The organism is Salinimicrobium sp. CAU 1759 (assembly GCF_054482715.1).
In genome coordinates, this window is the sequence record NZ_JBTLRK010000001.1 from 1,909,735 (window position 1) to 1,926,299 (window position 16,565).

At 42.3% G+C, this 16,565-nt stretch carries 12 protein-coding genes, 2 tRNA genes and 1 riboswitch; of the genes, 8 read left to right on the forward strand and 6 right to left on the reverse strand.

Translation table 11 applies throughout. The features are described 5' to 3' along the window. Positions 1-32: 32 nt before the first annotated feature. From ACXYMT_RS08660 to hutI, 4 genes are read right to left on the reverse strand one after another with little or no spacing between them, the layout of a single operon-like run. The gene (locus tag ACXYMT_RS08660; RefSeq protein WP_459058679.1) at positions 33-491 is read right to left on the reverse strand and encodes a GNAT family N-acetyltransferase; all 459 of its coding nucleotides are present in this window, start codon (positions 489-491) and stop codon (positions 33-35) included. Further along, on the reverse strand, positions 492-842 hold the full coding sequence (locus ACXYMT_RS08665) for a DUF1622 domain-containing protein (RefSeq protein WP_459058680.1): 351 nt from the start codon (positions 840-842) through the stop codon (positions 492-494). Next, complete coding sequence (locus ACXYMT_RS08670) at positions 835-1,830, reverse strand: formimidoylglutamase (protein ID WP_459058681.1); 996 nt, start codon at positions 1,828-1,830, stop codon at positions 835-837. Before ACXYMT_RS08670 ends, ACXYMT_RS08665 begins: the two co-directional genes overlap by 8 nt. Continuing rightward, on the reverse strand, positions 1,831-3,066 hold the full coding sequence (hutI, locus tag ACXYMT_RS08675; protein ID WP_459058682.1) for an imidazolonepropionase: 1,236 nt from the start codon (positions 3,064-3,066) through the stop codon (positions 1,831-1,833). Positions 3,067-3,195: 129 nt separating this feature from the next. Between hutI and ACXYMT_RS08680 the strand changes: the two genes are divergently transcribed. The 3 genes from ACXYMT_RS08680 (at position 3,196) to ACXYMT_RS08690 (ending at position 5,502) form a co-directional block, all read left to right on the forward strand. Next, complete coding sequence (locus ACXYMT_RS08680; protein ID WP_459058683.1) at positions 3,196-4,368, forward strand: trans-sulfuration enzyme family protein; 1,173 nt, start codon at positions 3,196-3,198, stop codon at positions 4,366-4,368. A 278-nt stretch (positions 4,369-4,646) separates the two neighbouring features. Next, a complete protein-coding gene (gene bshB1 / locus ACXYMT_RS08685) occupies positions 4,647-5,363 on the forward strand; it encodes a bacillithiol biosynthesis deacetylase BshB1 (protein ID WP_459058684.1) in 717 nt (238 codons plus the stop codon). 63 nt (positions 5,364-5,426) lie between these two features. Then, positions 5,427-5,502: transfer RNA gene (locus tag ACXYMT_RS08690), tRNA-His, on the forward strand. A 120-nt stretch (positions 5,503-5,622) separates the two neighbouring features. Here the strand turns inward: ACXYMT_RS08690 and ACXYMT_RS08695 are convergent. Continuing rightward, positions 5,623-6,642: a M28 family metallopeptidase gene (locus ACXYMT_RS08695; RefSeq protein ID WP_459058685.1), complete on the reverse strand. Its 1,020-nt coding sequence runs from the start codon at positions 6,640-6,642 to the stop codon at positions 5,623-5,625. 168 nt (positions 6,643-6,810) lie between these two features. Between ACXYMT_RS08695 and ACXYMT_RS08700 the strand changes: the two genes are divergently transcribed. The 3 genes from ACXYMT_RS08700 (at position 6,811) to ACXYMT_RS08710 (ending at position 11,253) form a co-directional block, all read left to right on the forward strand. Continuing rightward, positions 6,811-7,269 carry a CBS domain-containing protein gene (locus ACXYMT_RS08700; protein ID WP_459058686.1) on the forward strand — a complete coding sequence of 153 codons (459 nt, stop codon included), beginning with the start codon at positions 6,811-6,813 and terminating at the stop codon, positions 7,267-7,269. 269 nt (positions 7,270-7,538) lie between these two features. Beyond that, positions 7,539-8,291: a LytR/AlgR family response regulator transcription factor gene (locus ACXYMT_RS08705; RefSeq protein WP_459058687.1), complete on the forward strand. Its 753-nt coding sequence runs from the start codon at positions 7,539-7,541 to the stop codon at positions 8,289-8,291. Continuing rightward, on the forward strand, positions 8,269-11,253 hold the full coding sequence (locus ACXYMT_RS08710; protein WP_459058688.1) for a sensor histidine kinase: 2,985 nt from the start codon (positions 8,269-8,271) through the stop codon (positions 11,251-11,253). Before ACXYMT_RS08705 ends, ACXYMT_RS08710 begins: the two co-directional genes overlap by 23 nt. A gap of 577 nt (positions 11,254-11,830) precedes the next feature. Here ACXYMT_RS08710 and ACXYMT_RS08715 read toward each other — a convergent pair. Then, a tRNA-Ser gene (locus ACXYMT_RS08715) sits at positions 11,831-11,915 on the reverse strand. Positions 11,916-12,147: 232 nt separating this feature from the next. After that, positions 12,148-12,249, forward strand: a riboswitch (SAM riboswitch). 47 nt (positions 12,250-12,296) lie between these two features. On the opposite strand from ACXYMT_RS08715, the gene ACXYMT_RS08720 reads away from it, so the two are divergent. Together ACXYMT_RS08720 and ACXYMT_RS08725 are read left to right on the forward strand one after the other, a co-directional pair. After that, positions 12,297-13,322 (forward strand): homocysteine S-methyltransferase family protein, encoded by a 1,026-nt coding sequence (locus ACXYMT_RS08720; RefSeq protein WP_459058689.1) that lies wholly within the window; start codon positions 12,297-12,299, stop codon positions 13,320-13,322. Beyond that, positions 13,319-16,546: a vitamin B12 dependent-methionine synthase activation domain-containing protein gene (locus tag ACXYMT_RS08725; RefSeq protein WP_459058690.1), complete on the forward strand. Its 3,228-nt coding sequence runs from the start codon at positions 13,319-13,321 to the stop codon at positions 16,544-16,546. The genes ACXYMT_RS08720 and ACXYMT_RS08725 overlap by 4 nt, the downstream gene beginning before the upstream one ends. Positions 16,547-16,565 lie beyond the last annotated feature (19 nt).

A 16,565-nucleotide genomic window follows, 5' to 3' on the forward strand; every position in this document is an offset into this window, starting at 1 on the left:
ATGAAAGCTTTCACCATAGATTTAATAGTACTTTAAGAAAGCGGAAGCTCCATTTTAATGTCGCCACGGGCGTAGGGATTGTTTTCTCCTATGGGAATTTCGAGGAATCCGTATTTTTTGTAGATGTGAATGGCGTTTTCCAGTTTTCGGTTTGAAAAGATGATAAGCTTTTTCCAGCCTTTACTTCGGGCGTAATCAAGAGTATGTTGCATTAGCTGCTGACCTACATTTTTACCCTGTGCTGCCGGAACAACAGCCATTTTAGTAAGTTCAAAAATGCCTTCTTCGATCTTCATTAAAGCAACAGTCCCAATGATCTTCTCATTTTCCAGAACGAAAAAGATCGTTCCTCCGGGATCAATGATATATTTTTCAGGTTTACCCAAGACCTCTTCATCATGAGGTTCGACCCAAAAATATTTTTCAAGCCATTCGATATTCAGGTTTTTAAAATCTTCAGCATACTGAGGTTCATAAGATATGATCTCCATTTAGTCTCCTATTTTTGTTCTCTGCCAGGGCCATTTTCCCTCGAGTTCTACCTGCAAAGAAAGACTTAAAAAAGTTCTGATTAAAACAATTAATCCCAGCACCAACACATTGTTCATGGTAGGCGCCGTGCTAACAGTTGCAATTATATCTCCGGCCACCAAAAACTCAAGTCCCAGTAAGATGGCTTTTCCCAGGTCATGCCGAAACGTGCGGTAGGAACTCCCATCTTCATGCCTGTCGAAAAAATACCTGTACAGCGCGAAAATTGGTCCTATCACCATGACCAAAACTCCTATAACTTCAATAGCTAAGGCAATAAGATCTACATAATATTGTACTGTTTCATGCATGTTGTCTTTCCTTTAAAAAATCTGCAACCAAATAACTTAAAGCTTTACCGGTAGGGAACTGGTCCACAGCAACAGCCTCACATATGTGAAGATAGCAACAATTTTTTTCATTTGCAGCCTCTCTTAGCAGTACCCTGGCTTCCTCCAGGCTTATTCCCGAAGGAGAAATTGCGCTGCTGGGAAAATTTGCAATGGCGTCACAATCCAGTTCGAGTCCAAATTTCTTCCCGTGAACGAAATTAAGGTGTTCCTTAAAAATGTTCTTGTGGTTGTGCCTGGAAAATTCCTCAAACATGCTGTAATGAAATGCTTCGGAAGCATCCATTTCTTTAAAAATATACTGCGGAGTATAATTTTGGTGCAATCCAAAAACAGAATACCTCTCTAAAAAGCCCTTTTTGAAAGCATAGCTGAAACCATTACCGCTATGCCGGTGTTCGAGCTGCCGCAAATCTGTATGCGCATCAATGTTCAATACATTTATAGATTGTTCCAGTGCTTCTGAAGCGCCTTTGATATTTCCAAAGGCGTTATTATGACCTCCGCCAATGATCACCGGAAATTTCCCGGCCAAAATCACCTTTTTGACAACCTCACTTACTGCGGAATCCAGCTGCTCCACAAGATCACCGAGCTTTTGAACATAATTTGGATCTGATACATCAATATTTCCGGCCTTTTGCATTAATGCTGAAGTATTTACCTCCCCGAGCAGCAGGATGTTCGTGCCCGAATTAAAACGATTCTCCTGTACGTTGAGAAAAGACTTCAAGAATTCCTGCCAGGCATTGGAAGTTCCTGGTTTGCCGTAGTTTGCCCGCACCCCAATATCCTCAGGGATCCCAAAAAGGACAAATTTAGCTTGCGTTTTTTCAAGATCCTCAAGCCCGGAAGCAAACTGAATTGTTTCCCCCAACTTTATTTCTCCGGGCCTGGTCGAAATGAATTTGGATATCTGTTTTTCAGAATAAAATTTCAGCTGACTCATTTAGACCTTATTTCCATTTATGTAGACAGAATTGATATGATTGGCGCCAAAGGAGTAAGGCAGGAAGCCGTAGGAAGGGATAGCATCTGTGAGGATGAGGTTTGCAGCCTTACCTTTCGTGATGCTGCCGTGGGTGTCAAGAATTCCCATGGCATAAGCCGCATTAATGGTAGCAGCATTAATAGCCTCTTCGGGATTCATCTTCATCTTGATACAGGCAAGCGAGATCACAAGATTCATATTGCCATTGGGAGTGCTTCCCGGGTTATAATCGGTAGCGAGTGCGAGTGGTAACCCCGCATCGATAATTTCACGGGCCGGGGTATAGGGAATGCTCAGAAAAAGGGAGCAGGAGGGAAGGGCCACCGGCATGGTGTCGCTGTTCTTCAGGACTTCAAAGTCTTCCGGCTGCATTACTTCGAGGTGATCTACAGAAAGAGCACCGTGTTCCACGGCAGCTTTTATACCGCCAATGGCGTTGAACTGGTTTACGTGGATCTTTGGAGTTAGTACATGTTCCCTTCCTGCCTCCAAAACTCTATGAGTATCCTCGACGCTGAAATAGCCTTTTTCACAGAAAATATCCACATATTCTGCCAGGCCTTCCCCGGCAATCTTTGGCATCATCTCATTGATAAGCAAGTCGAGATAGCCCTCTTTATCGTTTTTAAATTCCGGGGGAATCGCATGTGCTCCCAAAAAGGTGGCTTTTACAGGAAGACCATAATTTTCACGTAATTTCCTAATCACCTTTAGCATCTTCAGCTCGGCTTCCGTGGTCAAACCGTAACCAGATTTGATCTCAATGGCCGTGGTTCCCATCTTCATGACCTCCTCCAGGCGTTTGGCCGATTGCACATATAGGTCCTCTTCTGAAGTGTCCTGCAGCTTTTTAGCCGAATTCACTATTCCTCCACCTTTTTCAGCTATTTCTTCGTAGGTGAGTCCGTTAATGCGGTCGATGAATTCCTGTTCGCGATTTCCGGCATAGACCAAATGGGTATGGGAATCGATCCACCCCGGAAGCAGGAATTTTCCCGAGGCGTCTACCTCAGATACTCCTTCAAAAGCAGGAATGTTTTGCATGCTTCCAAAGTCGGCAATCTTACCGTCTTCCACGAGTAACCACGCATTTTTGATCACAGGAAGGTCTTTCATCTCACTACCCTTGAGCGGCTTAAGTGTTTCCTCCCGCACCTGGATGAGCTGCTTAATATTCTTAAAGATAAATTTCATAACGTAAAGATAGAAAAGTGCCGAGAAATTACAGGGCCTACCAAAGACGCCTTCCAAAAATGGCATTTTTGGCACTCCTTATTTTTCGGTAATTATTTTTACCTTAGGAAAGAATTTTTTCTAACAATTATGACTCATAAAAAACCAGGTCTCAACACCATTTGCACCCATGTGGGAGAGCTTAAAGATGAACAGTTTCGGGGTGCAGTTTCCCCGCTTTTTATGTCTACTTCCTATGCTTATGAAGATGTGGAAGTAAAACGTTATCCGCGATATTTTAATACTCCAAACCAGCACGCCCTGGCCAAGAAGATGGCTGCCCTGGAACATGGCGAGGCCGCACTTATTTTTGGTAGCGGAATGGCTGCCGTAAGTACAGCACTATTTGCCTTTTTGCACAAGGGAGACCACGTGGTTCTTCAGCGGACATTATACGGCGGCACTAGCAACCTGGTGGTCGAGGAGTTTGAGAAGTTTGGGATCGAATATTCCTTTGCAAAAGATCTTTCTGCGGCAGCTTTTGAAGCTGAGATCCGTGACAATACCAGAGTAATTTATATTGAAACTCCTTCAAATCCGCTGCTTACCATCACAGATATGGAAGCCGTTGCGGGACTCGCAAAGGAACACGGCCTGGTGAGCATGATCGATAATACTTTTGCTTCCCCTGTAAATCAAAATCCTATTGATTTTGGAATTGATGTCGTTATACATTCCGCTACAAAATATATGGGCGGGCACAGTGATATACTGGCAGGAACCGTTATTTCAACGGAAGAATATATCGACAGGATCTTTCAGCTTGCCAAGAATTTTGGCGGAAGTCTTAGTGATTATACTGTCTGGCTTTTGGAACGCAGCTTAAAAACAATGGGATTAAGGGTGAGAGCCCAAAATGGGAATGCTCAAAAATTGGCCGAATTCCTTGAAGGAAATGAGCTGGTAAAAAAAGTCTATTATCCGGGATTGCCATCACATGAGGGACATGAGCTGGCTAAAAAGCAAATGCACGGTTTTGGAGGGATGTTATCTTTCGAACTGAATGAGCTGGATTCCCAGTCATTCATGAAATACCTGAAACTCATAAAACCTTCCATGAGCTTGGCAGGAGTTGAATCTACTATCCTTTCCCCCACTAAGACCTCTCATGCACTGTTGACTCCTGAAGAAAGGGCAGAGCAGGGGATAAGCGATCATCTCATGAGATTCTCGGTTGGAATTGAAGAACCCGAAGACCTGATTGCAGATATAGAACAGGCACTGGAAGAGACAAGAAAGGACATGCTGGATGTGCGGCTGTAGAAGTTGGTAGTTGATAGTTCGCACTTAATAGAAGAGTCAAGACTAGTGTTCAGTGACCGTTGTTCAGTGGTCAGATTTTTGGAAAATAAAACTGCGGAGGAGGTAGAGGCTTTTAGGAGTGAAGGTTAATTAGATTATTAGTGAATTTGTGGCTTTAAAAGAGACAGGAATTAAAAGATAAGAGTTAGACTTTATAGAGATTAGTGTTGAGATCTTTGCTTAAAAATTATTCGTGTATTCGTGGCATTTTTTAAACCACAGAAGAGAAATTAAAAGAAATGAAGTTAGATATATTGGCCATTGGTGCCCATCCCGATGATGTTGAACTCAGTTGCTCGGCAACTCTTGCAAAAGAGATCTCCCGCGGAAAGAAAGTGGGGGTATTGGATCTTACCAGAGGTGAATTGGGAACCCGTGGTACAGCCGAAATAAGAGATAGAGAAGCTCAAGATGCAGCAAAGATCCTGGGTCTATCTATGCGGGAGAACCTGGAATTCAGCGACGGATTCTTTGTTAACAATGTAGCCCATCAATTGGAAATTATAAAAGTAATTAGAAGGTACAGGCCAGAACTGGTACTGTGCAACGCTATAGATGACAGGCATATCGACCACGGCAAAGGAGCCAAACTGGTAGCCGATGCCTGCTTTCTTAGTGGATTGAGAAAGATCGAGACCATCTACAACGGGAATTCCCAAAAAGCCTGGCGTCCTAAAAACGTTTTTCACTACATACAATGGAAAAATCTGGAGCCAGATGTGGTGGTGGATGTGACAGGATTTATGGATAAAAAGATGGAATCTGTAAAAGCATATCGTTCCCAATTCTGGGATGAAGACAGCAAGGAACCCGAAACTCCTATTTCCAGCAGTAACTTCTTTGATAGCATCACCTACAGAGCCAGGGATTTAGGCCGTCTTATCAACGTGGAATACGCCGAAGGATTTAACGTGAACCGTCATGTGGCGGTAGATTCGCTGTTCGATCTTCTATAAAAAATTCGTTTTTTTTCTTTTGTAAAAGAAAGGATTTATACTACATTTGCGTCCGATTAAAATGGTGGTTGTAGCTCAGCTGGTTAGAGCGCTGGATTGTGGTTCCAGAGGTCGCCGGTTCGAACCCGGTCTTCCACCCGGAAAGCTTCTTGTGAAAACAAGGAGCTTTTTTTGTTTCAGGTAGTTTATAAAAAAAGACCTCCCGGGTTTGTGAAAACCCGGGAGGTCTGTAAATAAGATATTTTTCTACCTACTTAGCTTATTCTGTAAGAGTGGGTTTATCTACAAAAGGACGGGCATCGCGATTCGCAACTTCCCAGGCAGTTAGGAACACCAATTTTGCCCTTTTTGCCAGTAGATCGTAATTTATTTTATCTGGCGTATCGGTGGGACGGTGATAATCTTCATGAACGCCGTTAAAGTAGAAAATGATAGGGATATCGTGCTTTGCAAAATTGTAGTGATCACTCCGGTAGTAGAACCTGTTAGGATCATTCTCGTCATTAAAAGTATAATCCAGGTTAAGGTTCAGATATCTTTCATTTACCTTCTCACTCAACTCATGAAGTTCGGTACTCAATTTATCACTTCCTATGAGGTACACATAATCTCCGGCGCTTTCCATGTTCTCACCAATGCGACCTATCATATCAATGTTGAGATTGGTCACTGTATTTGCGAGAGGGAAAACAGGATTTTCGGTATAATAACGGGAACCTACAAGGCCTTTTTCTTCACCTGTGACATTCAGGAACAGGATCGAACGTTTTGGAGCAAAACCATCTTCCTGTGCCTTTTTAAAAGCTTCGGCTATTTCAAGAATGGCCACTGTACCCGAACCATCATCATCGGCCCCATTGTAAATGTTTCCTTCATCATCTATTCCAACATGGTCATAATGTGATGAGATCACCAGAACTTCCTGTGGAAGGCTGCTTCCATGAATGTAAGCCAGGACATTTTCAGTATCTTTCACTTCTCCGCGGGTAAAAAAACTACCGGGGACTTCCTGGAAATAATCATCTCCCCCTAGCGGAGAAACAATATCAAGGCTTTTATATTCCTTTTTGAGGTATTCGGCAGCCTTTTTTTGACCCGGTTCCCCTGTTTCTCTTCCCTCAAATTCATCACTGGCAAAGATGTAAAGGTGTTCCTTTAGTTCTTCAGCAGTAATGGTGTTCGCATACTCCATGGGATTGGCCTCCGAAATTTCCCGGGGCTGCTGGGCCTTACAAGCCAGCAAACTCACAGCAAGAGAAAATAATAGTACTTTTTTCATTTTAAGTTTTAGGTTTTTTGATAAGAGTGGCAAGATAAGAGATTTCCTCAGAATTTAATTTGGGTCGAAGTATTGATCAGCCAATTTTTCTTCAAGAATTGTGCTGAGAGGGTAGCAATTGAGTGCAATTTGTCGTATTTTTAAGAGAATGATATAATACCCAGACCTATGAAAAATGATATTCCTGTATCCCAGATCATGACAAAAAATATTTTGCGACTATCGCTTAACAATGATCTTTCGACGGCTGAATCCATTATGAAGAAAAATCATATAAGACATTTACCTGTTGTCGACAATGAGCGAATTGTAGGAATGCTGAGTCTAAACGATCTCCTTCGGATTTCCTTCGCCGATGCCGTTGATGTAGATGGCGAAGAAGTGGAAACCACGATTTATAATATGTTCTCGGTAGAACAAGTCATGACCAAAAAGGTGGTATGCATCACATCACAGCACACAGTTGCCGAAGCAGCCGGGTTATTCCTTAAACACGAATTTCATGCATTGCCTGTTGTAGATAATGATTGTCTTACTGGCATAGTTACCACAACAGATATTATTAGATTCTTTCTTGAGGAACAAAATGAAGATCTTGAGGAAAAAAAAGTGAGAAGAGCTATGTAGGGGGAGACTCTTCTCACTTGTGGTGCCTTTGCAGGCGAATTTCGTGTTTGTTAAGTTAATTCATTTCTTTCTACAGACAAACACCTGATGTTGCTGTTTAACCTGCATTTAACAGGTGAAGTAAGAAATTTCTTCAGTATGTGTCATTCATCCGATTTTTGTAAGGCAAATGCAAAATTTTTATGTTATACAAGGACCCGCATCGCAAGCTGCGGGTTTTTTCTTTGTGAAGTAGATCCAAATTTCCTTTTTAATTGTAGTTTTAAATTATGATAAAAGCAGTAATTATTGACGACGAAGTGAACGCCCAAAGTTTGCTGGAGAAAACGCTGAACAGGTATTTTCCTAACAAGTTCTGTATTGTTGAGAAATGCAGTTCAGTAGACTCGGGCGTACTTGCCATCAAAAAGTATGAGCCGGAGTTGGTCTTTTTGGACATCCAAATGCCCGAGAAGAATGGGTTTGAACTGTTCAGATATTTTGATGTTATTAACTTTGAGGTAATTTTTACTACTGCCTACAATCAATTCGCAATAAAGGCCATTAAGCGCAGTGCTCTGGATTATTTACTGAAGCCGATAAACAGTCTCGAACTGGCCGATGCGGTCAAGAGGTTTGAAAGCAAAAATGCTGGAAGTTCAGCTCAAAAGAAACTGTCTCTGTTGCTGGAGAATCTCAATGTAAATGACCAGAACGTTAGTAAAATAGCCTTTCCCACCGTTGATGGTTTTGAACTTATTCACTCCAATCAAATTTTATATTGCCAGGCCGAGAGTAACTATTGCTGCATTAAAAAAATTGACGGGATCACTAAAACAGCTTCAAAGACTTTAAAATATGTGGAAGAAGTACTTCCTGCCAATTCTTTCCAAAGGATCCATAAGAGCTACGTGATCAATCTAAATTACGTTACCAGGTATCACAAGGCCAACAAGGAAGTAGAGTTAACCAGTGGGGAGAGACTTCCTGTTTCTTTTCGAAAAGAAGAAGAATTCATAAATGCCATTTTACAGAGTCATTAAATTTTGCTGCTTCTTCCTTTTATGGTCTAATTCAGCATTTTCACAAATCTATCCCGTTAAGAACTACACTGCAGCCAATGAGCTGCCGAATAATGCTGTCAGGTCATTACTGGTGGACAGCAATAATGTGCTATGGATCGGCACCGAAAATGGAGTGGTCAAAAAAGAAAATGACACCTTCAAATACTTTTTTGAAGAGGATGGTTTGGCCCTGAACAGTTGCTGGGCCATTGCAGAAGACAACAATAAAAACTTATGGTTTGGGAGTTACGGTGCCGGTATTACGGTATATAATGGACAGGACTTTAAAGTGATCTCTCAGGAAGACGGCCTGGTCCATAATGAAATAACCAAGCTACTCTCAAGAGGAAATAAGATGTTTGTGGGAACCAGTGATGGAGTTTCAGTGGTCGACATCAATTCCTTTGAAGTTCACTCCTTAAGACTTTCCAGGGAGAATGAACTTTTCAGGATCCAGAATTTTTTCATCTACCGGGATGAGGTTTATTTCGCATCATATCTTTCTGGCGTCTTTAAGATCATCTTCAAGGAAGACCGGCCGGTGCTGGTTAGGGTAAATAATGCAAAGCCTATCTATGCTGTATCAGTTGAAAATGATAGTATCTACAGTAGTAACAAAGGTTTCTTAACAAAAAAATCCCTGGAAAATTTTGTTGATGAAAGTAGTTCCCATTCAGGAAAAAAAATCGGAACCTCCATAATCTGGGATTATGTCAAAACAACCGACCATAGGACTTTTGCAGCGGCCTGGGGAATTTATGATACAAACGGTGGGATCTTTGAACTAGTAGGTAATAAGATGATCTCCAGGGCATCTGAATTCAATATCCCGAGTAGGGAAGTTCTTTGCCTGGCCTATGATCCCACTTTTGAAAGATTATATATTGGCACCAAAGATACCGGACTTTTTGAAGTTGTACTGGATCCCCAAATCAAATTCAATGAATTGAAAGGTACAAACGTACTGGGATTTGCCAGAACAGAAACCACCTCTGCACTGCTGCTGAACAGTGGCATCTTTATAAAAAATGGAATAAATGACAAAAAGATCTCCCTGCAACAACTAAAGGAATGGCAGGAAAATTATGTCCTGAATACTAAACTGCCGTTACCCCGATATGAAGATCATTTTTACGAACTGGATTATTCTACAAAGGCAGAGTACATAAAATTTTATGACATAAAAGTCTTCCAGAACATATTCTGGCTGAATACCAACATCGGGGTTTTTGCTATTAGAGATTCAGGGGAGTTACTCCGCTATTTACCCCTGCATACAGAAGAGATCAATTTCACTCCAACCGGAAAGCTCATTGAAACCCATCCATATGGAGGAGTAAGGATCTACGAGGACCTGGATTCTTTTACCTATAACACTTTTGCGCCGGAAGAGCCCTATACCCCGACAATGGTGGTAAATTCTTTACAACAGAAAGAAAAGACCTATTTCCTTTCAGTTTTTTCAGGGCTTTATGTTTGGGAAAAAAATAGGTTCAAATCATACCTGGTGAACAATATCTGGGGCGAAAAGAAATTAAGGCACATTACTACTTTAGGTGAAAAGTTGGCCATTTCCAATGAATTCGGAGATGTTTTTATCTTCGATGATGAACCTTCATTTAAGCTTTTAGAGAAAATTCCCCGGGCAGATATTCAGGGGAATACCATTTCATTCTTAAAGGAATACCAGGGAAATTTGATAGTTGGAACAGAAAAAGGGCTGACTCTATTTAAAGATGGCCGAAAAATATTCCTGGATGAGGAGCAAGGGCTGAAGCAGCCATTGCTGAGTGCAGAGGTTAATGCCGACCAGTTAAACATTGGCAGTGCAAATGGCTTTTATGCTCTGGATCTGAATGGCCTTTTTGATGAACAAAAACTAGTAGAGGAATTGGAGATCAAAGAGATCTTTATCAACAACAATAAACTTTCCTCTTCAAAAGTATTGGATTCTGATGAATTGGAACTGGCGCATAATCAAAACACGATCTTATTCAGGTTCGGTACTAACCCACATCCTTTTCCAAACAAATTAAAATACCAATACAGGTTAAATAGAAACGATAACTGGAGTATTCCCTCAAATAAACCTGAGATTTTTTTACCCTTTTTGACACCTAATGATTACGACATAGCTGTGAGAGTGCTTGATCAAAGTACTGGCTTAAGCTTTACTCAACCTTTGTTGAAGTTGGCCATACTGCAGCCTTTTTGGAAAACCTGGTGGTTCTTTCTGTTGACAGTGTGCACCATTTTGCTTGCGGTCTTTAGTATTTATAAGATCCAGATAAGGCAACATAAGAGCTTTGAAGCCCAGAAAAGGATAATTCAAAAGCGTTTTGAAGAAACGAAAATGGAGGCCCTGCTTGCACAAATGAATCCGCACTTTATTTTCAATGCCATGAATTCCATTCAGAATTATATTTTGGATAGCGATATTGATAATGCCAACCTTTTTCTTGGGGATTTTGCCAAATTGATCCGGCTAAACCTGGATCATTGTACCAGGCCCACCATCTTACTTATTGAAGAAATTGAATATTTACAATCCTACACCCGTGTAGAAAATACCAGGTTCAATAATGCCGTGAAGGTCATTTTTGAAATTGATCCGGCCATAGATGTCTATGAGGTTGAGATCCCTACTATGTTGTTACAAACTTTTATAGAGAATGTCTTTGTTCACGCCTTTCCAAACAGTGTTAAAGACCCTACTTTAAAAATTTCTTTTAAGCAGTTACCTGGAGATATTTTGGAATGTGAAATTAAAGATAATGGGGTTGGATTTACAGCAAATTCTACCAATAAACTTCATAATTCCAAAGGCATTAACCTTGTTAAAGAACGCCTCACGTTGCTGGGGTACGATTTAGATAAAACAGTTCAAATAAACCCTGTTAAAGGTAAGGGTACTACCGTAATTCTTAGACTACAGGTTTAAACGTTTACTTCGAATTCCCATACGTTAACTAAATGGCAATTGTCGATGCTCCGATTTAAACTAGATTTGGTGGAAATTAGAGAAAGTGGCAGCTATGATCAGAATTGATCTGCTCGTAAAATTTTAGTTATAAAGTAGGGGTTATAACTTTTCTTGTGCTGGCAGTGCGGTCACTTCTCTAACTTTTTTTGTCATCTTCACAGAACACAAAACCTACCTTCCTCACTAAAAATTGTAATGCTGCCGTTGGTCCTTGCTATCTTATTGCGGACAATTTTCTAAATGCTGTCGGCTACATCTTTCGAGAATATTACCTTGTCCTGAAGTTCTATTAAAAAATTCCCACGACTGCTCCAAAGCCTGTGGCAATTACGCCTTCAAGCCTTTGAGGAATACAGCTATGGCCTGCGGAGGAAGAGAGGTTTTTCACTGATCCCTGATGTGGGGAACCTTTCATATTTTAAATGCTCCAGGCTGCGTCCGTCAGCATATTCATTTTAATGCAGGTTTCTAAACTTCGTTTAAACCTTCCTTAAAATAAAAATGCTTCCCCTTTCAGGGAAGCATTTAACATCTGCGGAGGAAGAGGGATTCGAACCCCCGGAGGTGTTACCCTCAACAGTTTTCAAGACTGCCGCAATCGACCACTCTGCCATTCCTCCATTGCGGGTGCAAATATAAAAAGCTTTTTTAAATATTGAACAAGAAATTTTACTTTTTGAAGCAAGAATTTTTCCCACTTCTAATAATCCATTCAGAGGTAGGATTTTAGCTAAATACAGTCTTGGTTCTTGATTCTTGTGGCGCAGCGGTCTTTTATCTTTTCTAACAAACTACCATTTGGATTTCTAAGTATATTAGATATCTTTGCTTAAGTTCATTTTTTAATAAACCAAGTTATCAAGAAAGGTTGAGGGATTAGACCCTGTGAAACCTTAGCAACCCTCCTTAGGAGAAGGTGCTACGTTCTACCACGCTAATGTGGATAGATAACTAAGAATTCTTTCCCGACTTCTTTTTTGATAGCCTTTTTGCGCAAACCAATGTCAAAAATAGAAGACCTATTCTCCAAAAAAATACTGATCCTTGATGGTGCCATGGGCACCATGCTTCAGGAATATAATTTTACCGAAGAAGATTTTCGTGGAAAACGTTTCGCCGATTGGCCCGTATCGCTTAAAGGGAATAATGATCTCCTTTCTATTACGCAGCCTAAAGCCATTGCCGAGATCCATCGTGAATACTTAGATGCCGGTGCAGATATTGTCGAGACCAATACTTTCTCGGGCACCAGTATTGCCATGGCCGATTACCAGATGCAGGAGCTTGTTTATGAGCTGAATTTTGAGTCTGCCCGCATCGCAAAGGAAGTGGCTCAAAATGTCACTTTTGAAGATCCTGAAAAGCCACGCTTTGTAGCCGGTGCTATTGGTCCTACCAATAAAACTGCCAGCATGTCTCCCGATGTTAATGATCCCGGATTTAGGGCAATTTCTTTTTCTGACCTTGCTATTGCCTACAAGGAACAGGCGAGGGCCTTGATCGATGGCGGTGTAGATGTACTACTTGTAGAAACCGTTTTTGATACTTTAAATGCCAAGGCTGCCCTCTTTTCCATTGAAGAGTTAAAGGAGGAGATGAAGATCGATATTCCCGTAATGATCAGCGGAACTATTACAGATGCTTCCGGCCGAACTTTGAGCGGGCAAACTGCCGAAGCTTTCCTTATTTCCATTTCCCATATTCCAGTGCTCAGCGTTGGTTTCAATTGTGCCCTTGGTGCAAAACAGCTCACGCCACACCTGGAAGTCTTGGCGAAAAGATCCGGCTTTGGTGTGTCTGCTTATCCTAATGCAGGCCTGCCAAATGCTTTTGGGGAATATGACCAGAGTCCGGGGGAAATGGCAGAGCAAATCCGGGAGTTTTTGTCACGGGGACTGGTCAATATACTCGGTGGTTGCTGCGGAACCACTCCTGCGCATATAAAGGCCATTGCTGAAGTAGCTAAAGAATATAAACCGCGACAGTTCAAAAAAGAGATCTTCCAACCCGAAACCGAAGTAAAATGATAGAAGAAAAAAGGACCTCAGAAAATACATTTTTGGAAGGTAAGCAGCAGAGGTATTTAAAACTCTCCGGCCTTGAACCGCTGGTCATTACACCCGATTCCAATTTCATCAACGTAGGGGAGCGAACCAACGTAGCCGGCTCGAAAAAATTTCTGAGGTTGATCAAAGAGGAGAAGTATGATGAAGCTCTTTCTGTTGCCCGTGATCAGGTCGAAGGTGGAGCACAGATCCTGGATGTGAATATGGATGACGGACTTATAGATGGAAAAGAGGCGATGGTAAAAATCCTTAACCTGTTAATGGCCGAACCCGATATAGCCCGTATTCCCATTATGATCGACAGTTCCAAATGGGAAATCATTGAAGCCGGACTTCAGGTTGTCCAGGGCAAGTGTGTCGTGAATTCTATTAGTTTGAAGGAAGGGGAGGAGGAATTTCTGGCTCAGGCTAAAAAGATCAGGCGATATGGAGCGGCTGTTGTAGTAATGGCTTTTGATGAAGTAGGCCAGGCCGATAATTATGAGCGTCGCATTGAGATCGCGAAACGCTCTTATGGCCTTCTTACCCAAAAAGCGCATTTTCCTCCTGAGGATATTATTCTTGATCTGAACATTTTCCCTGTAGGAACGGGAATGGAAGAACACCGGCGCAATGCTGTGGATTATATTGAAGCCACACGTTGGGTCAAAGAAAATCTGCCACACGTGAACCTAAGTGGAGGAGTGAGTAATGTCTCCTTCTCTTTCCGCGGAAATGATCCCGTGCGGGAAGCCATGCATTCGGTCTTCCTGTATCATGCCATTAAAGCCGGAATGAACATGGGCATCGTGAATCCTGCACTTTTGGAGGTTTATGACAACATTCCGAAGGATCTGCTGGAGCATGTGGAAGATGTTATCCTTGATCGTAGAGATGAAGCCACCGAACGTCTGCTGGCTTTTGCCGAAACTGTGGTGGGTAAAGAAAAGGAAAGTAGAACAGATCTTTCCTGGAGGGAAAAGCCGTTGCAGGAGCGAATCACTCATGCGTTGGTAAAAGGAATTGATGAGTACATCGTGGAAGACGTTGAGGCTGCAAGGGCAAATTCTTCCCGCACCTTAGATGTCATTGAAGGTCCTCTTATGACCGGAATGAACGTGGTAGGAGATCTTTTTGGCAGTGGCAAGATGTTCCTGCCTCAGGTGGTGAAATCGGCCAGGGTGATGAAAAAGACAGTTGCTCATTTGCTGCCATATATTGAGGAGGAGAAAAAAGCTCTCCGGCCCCAAGCCCCCCTACCCCCTCAGGGGGAGAGGGGCCGGGGAGTAGTAGTCAAAGGTGAAGAGTATTGGCGGACGGCAGATCCTGAGATGTATGGGGCTATGAAGAAATTTGCCAGGGAGATGAGGTATGAAAAATCAACTCCTGCTGAAGCAACTTTATGGGAGGCTTTGAGCCATAAGAAGCTGGAAGGGTATAAATTCAGAAGGCAACACATCATAGGTTCATACATTGCAGATTTTTTGTGCCTCAGGCACAGATTGATTATTGAACTGGACGGTCTGATTCACCAGAGACTAGAAAACAAAAAGAGCGATGAAGAACGAACTAAGTGGTTACGTGCTCAAGGTTTCAAGGTGATTAGATTCCGCAATGAAGAGATTGAAAAGAATCTGGACAAGGTCTTAAATCAAATTTTAATAGCACTTAAATCTACAACCGAGGAGGAAGCTTTCACTCCCCCTCAGGGGGCCGGGGGGGCAAAAGCTTCTTCGGAGAGCCACGGCGGGGCAGGCAAAATCCTTCTCGCCACAGTCAAGGGTGACGTTCATGACATCGGGAAGAATATTGTGAGCGTAGTGCTTGCATGTAACAACTATGAGGTGATCGACCTCGGGGTGATGGTACTTCCCGAGAAGATAATTGAGACCGCAAAAGCCGAAAGTGTTGATGCTATTGGTCTTAGCGGCCTCATCACTCCGTCTCTTGACGAAATGGCTTCCCTGGCACAAGAAATGGAACGACAGGGATTCACTGTTCCGCTTTTAATAGGTGGGGCAACGACCTCGAGAGCTCATACCGCCGTAAAGATCGATCCGCAGTACAGCAATGCAGTTGTTCATGTAAATGATGCTTCGCGGGCGGTGACGGTGGTGGGTAATCTGCTGGGAGAAAAGACGGCAACAAAATTCAGGGCCGATGTTAAAGCTGAATACAACACCTTCAGAAAGAACTTCAAAAAAAGAGGAAAAGTAAAGGAATACCTGAGCATTACCGAAGCCCGGAAAAATAAGTTTCAGACTGACTGGAGCAAAATTGATGTGGTGAGGCCGAAGGAAATAGGAGTGCAGGTGATCGAGGATCTTGAGCTGGAGAAATTACTTCCATTTATCGACTGGACCCCGTTCTTCCGGAGTTGGGAGCTGCATGGAAGATTTCCACAGATCCTTGAAGATAAAGTGGTAGGGGAACAGGCAACGGCGCTCTACGATGACGCTAAAATTCTGCTCAAAGAAGTAATTCAGGAAAAAATGCTTACTGCTAAAGCTGTTTTTGGGCTGTTTCCGGCAAATTCTGTGAATGATGATGATATTGAAGTTTATGCTGATGAATCATCGGGTGTCAAAAATGTCATTTTCAGAAGTCTTCGTCAGCAGTTAAAGAAGCATGGAGAAAAACCGAATTTCGCTCTGGCCGATTTTGTTGCTCCAAAAGAATCGGGAATTCAGGATCATATAGGATGCTTCTGCGTCACTGCAGGTTTTGGAACGGATCAACTCGCCAGGAAATTTGAAGAAGATCATGATGAGTATAATTCGATCATGATCAAAGCCCTATCCGATCGTCTTGCTGAAGCCTTTGCGGAATATCTTCATAAACAGGTGCGTACTAAACATTGGGGTTATGCACCCGCAGAGAACCTGAGCAATGAAGAGCTCATTAAAGAAAGCTATAAAGGGATACGACCTGCACCCGGTTATCCAGCCTGCCCCGATCATTTGGAAAAATTGACGCTCTGGGAACTTTTAAAAGTAGAGGAGAGGATAGGGGTGAAGCTTACCGAAAGTCTCGCTATGTGGCCCGCAGCCAGCGTAAGTGGATATTACTTTGCACATCCCGAGGCGCGCTACTTTGGAGTTGGGAAAATTAAAAATGATCAGGTACAGGATTTTGCTGACAGAAAACAAATTTCGCTTGAAGAAGCGCAGAAGTGGCTGGCGCCGTCAATAGCCGACAATGCATAACTAGAAACAAAGTATTTAT